The sequence below is a fragment of the Pedobacter sp. 01T416_2 genome (assembly GCF_056398925.1).
This window is the reverse complement of the sequence record NZ_JBFTQI010000898.1, coordinates 1-2230: the sequence shown is the minus strand read 5'-3', so window position 1 is coordinate 2230 and position 2230 is coordinate 1. Positions and strand designations below refer to the sequence as shown.

Below are 2230 nucleotides of genomic sequence, written 5' to 3'. Positions count from 1 at the left end.
GGTACGGGGATCCTAAGGGGACAGATTATAATGCCCTTGGGAAATCCACGCCTTTGCCCTGGACAGCTGATCTTTTGAAGCTGAAGGGTTCGGTCGAAGAGGCGGCAGGGATCAGCTTTAATAGTGTACTGCTTAACTATTACCGGGATGGACAGGATTCGGTTGCCTGGCATAGTGACAACGAAACGGTGATGGGTTCACATCCCGTTATTGCATCTGTGTCTTTCGGGCAGGTGAGGGGCTTTGATATCCGCCGGAAAACTGATCATGCTGAAAGATATACCGTCAGGCTTGAGCATGGTTCGCTGTTGCTGATGAAAGGAGACCTGCAGACCAAGTGGGACCATAGGATTGCAAAATCGACCAGGCCTATGGGGCCAAGGGTCAATCTGACTTTTAGAAAAATCATTGGGACCTGAAAATTCTCATATAATTGCATGATTATCTGGTATCGCCATGGCGACTTCAGGGCTGAAGCGCCTGGCAGGATAGAGGTGAATGCTATTCGAAAAGTTCCTGGCCCGATCAATTAACATATAGTATTTCTTTGCCAAAGTTCTGGTTTAAATCAGCGCTGCATCGAACTTTTCGCGGAGTAAATTGTTGAATCATAAAAAGCAATATGGAAACCACAGGAGACCGCCAGCAGCCAAAAAAAGAAAAGGGAGAGCAAAAAGTCCTCCTGGATCCTGCCATCACTGCAGAGACGGATGAGCTGGATCCCGGATTCCAGCTGGATCAGACAGCTAATGACAAGCCTGCAGAGGCAGGCAATAATATACCTAATCAAAAACAGAACATGGAACAGTTCAGAATCGAAGTGGCAGTAGAGAACCAGGGCAGGTTTTACGACATCCGTCCTTTGGGAAATGCCCGGTATGAAATATCAGAAAATGGAGAAGTTATCGGCACTATTCAATTGGATGAGCGAGATCATGCCCGATGCGAAAGCCAGGGCTGCGAACTGGACCTTCCGGCATTGCATGCGGTCCGCGAAGGCATACAGGCTTATGAAGGTTGGGATGAGGCTATAGGGCATGCCTAGCAAAGCCTGACCTGCTTAAATAATTCCTTGATAATGAGTTTCACATTTTTCGTCAAGCTCATTCAATGTGCAGTGTTTTAGGCTAAGGGGTAGGGAATTCCATTTTCCCTTCTCGCCTGGCAGTTCTTTGGACCAATACCAAACCGGTTGATTGATCTTTACTGGTTAAGTTGGCGGGGCAATATCGATAGCAGGTCTGTATTCATGTATTTTTTCATATAATCTATTGTCTTTTACGCAGGCATATACCCTTGCGGCGATTTTTAACCGGATTGCATTGAGTACTGACATCTTGTTTTCCTTCTATATCCATTTTACGGTGATAGTAAGCTTTGATATCCGGGATAAACCTTCTGGCCAGAACGGCAGAGTTATGTAGCAGGGCTTTCACTTTTTTTATTGGCGATCTTTGAGATCCGGGTTTTCTTATGGATCGTGGTGCCCGATTTATAAGGGAAGGGCGCTATTCCAGCGTATGATGCGAACTTTCTGATGGTCCTTATGTTTTTAAATTCGTTGGTGCAGATGAGGATTTTCAGTGCGACCACGGGAGAGCGGTTTTTTCCGTTTTCAACATAATACCTAAAATTATTTCAATCAGTTGCTATTATCAGCGAGTCGCCTTTTTGTCATTGAAAGCCAACAGGTAAATAGTATTTTTAAATATATTTATCTAGTTGCAATAAGTGCCGGTTTTATCCTTTCAATAATTACTGAGTATCTGTTAAATGCATGGGAACTACCGGGACTTGTTCCATAAGCCTATCTTTATTATAGAAGGGTATATCTAAAAGGTCTGGTAGTTCACCACTTTTTTTTTCTAAAAGATAATAACGAATGATTTTATACAAATCTAATTGTGTTACCAACTTGCTTGAGGAATATTCAGAGGTAAGTTTAGGTGCCCAATTATACGGATAAACTTGCTTCTTATCATCTAATTGTTTTTTGGCTATAGCGAAATCGACTAACCGCAAATACTTTTTTGATCTTCTTTGTATTGTATTTATTTTTCCATAATATACTTTAGCTAATGAATCACGTTTCATAACTCTTAATTTATCAAATCATGTAAGTGCATCTCAATCGATAGTTATGAAACGTGATTCATTAGCTAAAGTATATTATGGAAAAATAAATACAATACAAAGAAGATCAAAAAAGTATTTGCGGTTAGTCGATTTC

5 protein-coding genes are annotated in these 2230 nt (G+C 41.6%); 2 read left to right on the top strand and 3 right to left on the bottom strand.

Going from position 1 to position 2230, the window contains the following annotated elements:
* Both AC1DPQ_RS25580 and AC1DPQ_RS25575 read left to right on the top strand, forming a co-directional pair.
* A partial coding sequence (locus AC1DPQ_RS25580; protein WP_477611289.1) for an alpha-ketoglutarate-dependent dioxygenase AlkB family protein occupies positions 1–419 on the top strand: 419 nt, incomplete at its 5' end.
* 203 nt (positions 420–622) lie between these two features.
* Positions 623–1045, top strand: coding sequence for a hypothetical protein (locus AC1DPQ_RS25575; protein ID WP_477582625.1), 423 nt, complete (start codon positions 623–625; stop codon positions 1043–1045).
* Positions 1046–1210: 165 nt separating this feature from the next.
* Here AC1DPQ_RS25575 and AC1DPQ_RS25570 read toward each other — a convergent pair whose 3' ends face one another.
* The 3 genes from AC1DPQ_RS25570 to AC1DPQ_RS25560 form a co-directional block, all read right to left on the bottom strand.
* Entirely contained in the window at positions 1211–1336 is a 126-nt protein-coding gene (locus tag AC1DPQ_RS25570; RefSeq protein WP_477582623.1) for a hypothetical protein, read from the bottom strand.
* Between the two features lie 80 nt (positions 1337–1416).
* Positions 1417–1593 (bottom strand): transposase, encoded by a 177-nt coding sequence (locus tag AC1DPQ_RS25565; RefSeq protein WP_477582621.1) that lies wholly within the window; start codon positions 1591–1593, stop codon positions 1417–1419.
* A 162-nt stretch (positions 1594–1755) separates the two neighbouring features.
* Complete coding sequence (locus AC1DPQ_RS25560; protein ID WP_477611288.1) at positions 1756–2094, bottom strand: hypothetical protein; 339 nt, start codon at positions 2092–2094, stop codon at positions 1756–1758.
* Between the last annotated feature and the right edge of the window lie 136 nt (positions 2095–2230).